This window comes from Mesorhizobium sp. WSM4809 (assembly GCF_055811655.1).
Genome location: NZ_JBVVQW010000059.1, coordinates 1 through 863, shown reverse-complemented (window position 1 = coordinate 863; position 863 = coordinate 1). Strand labels below are relative to the sequence as shown.

Below are 863 nucleotides of genomic sequence, written 5' to 3'. Positions count from 1 at the left end.
TCGGCCAGCGCCTTGCCGACCGCCGGCGCCTGCTGCAGGCCATGGCCGGAGAATCCGTTGGCGAACAGGAAATTGCCGACTTCGGGATGCGGGCCGATCACCGCGTTCTGGTCGAGCGTGTTGTAGTCGTAGTGGCCGGCCCAGGCGCGGGTCGGCTTGATTGCCTCGAAGGCGGGAATGCGGGTCGCCAGCACCGGCCAGATCACCTCTTCGAACAGCGGCCAGTTTACCTCGAAGTCACCGGGATCGGGTGCGCAGTCGCCTTCCTCCGGTTCGGCGCCGCCGGTGAGGTAGACCGAGCCTTCCGGACGGACATAGATGCCGGAGGGATCGACCAGCAGCGGCATATCGGCATATTTCTCGCGCGCCTCGAAGACGAAGACATTGCGCTTGCGCGGCTCGACCGGCAGCTCAAGCCCGGCCATGGCAGCCACCTTGCCGGCGTTCGGGCCGGCGGCGTTGACGACGATGCCAGCCTCCAGCGTCTCGCCATTGCCGAGGCTCACGCCGGTGACGCGATTGCCATCGCGCGCGATGGCGGTGACATCGGCGGTGATGAAATCGACTTTCTTCTGCCGCAGCGCCTTGCGGAACAGCGTCAGCATCGCATCCGCGTCGAACCAGCCTTCGCCGGTGCGGCCATAGGCGCCGGCTGAAATGCCCTCGGTCGACAGCCACGGGAACCGGCGCGTAAGCTGGTCGGCATCCTCGAGCACGATGTCGGCGCCCTCAGCCATCTGCGCCTCGTGATTGCTCTTGAGGATCGGCAAGCCGTTCTCGCCGGCAAGGATGAGGTAGCCGCCTTCGCGAAAGCCGATATCGGCGTCGGCGCCGAACTCTTCCTTCAGCCGCCGGAACAGCTT

At 66.2% G+C, this 863-nt stretch carries 1 protein-coding gene; it reads right to left on the bottom strand.

All coding sequences use genetic code 11. The features are described from left to right. On the bottom strand, nucleotides 1-863 hold an 863-nt coding region (locus AC0L24_RS33830; protein WP_473565088.1), incomplete at both ends, for an NAD(P)/FAD-dependent oxidoreductase.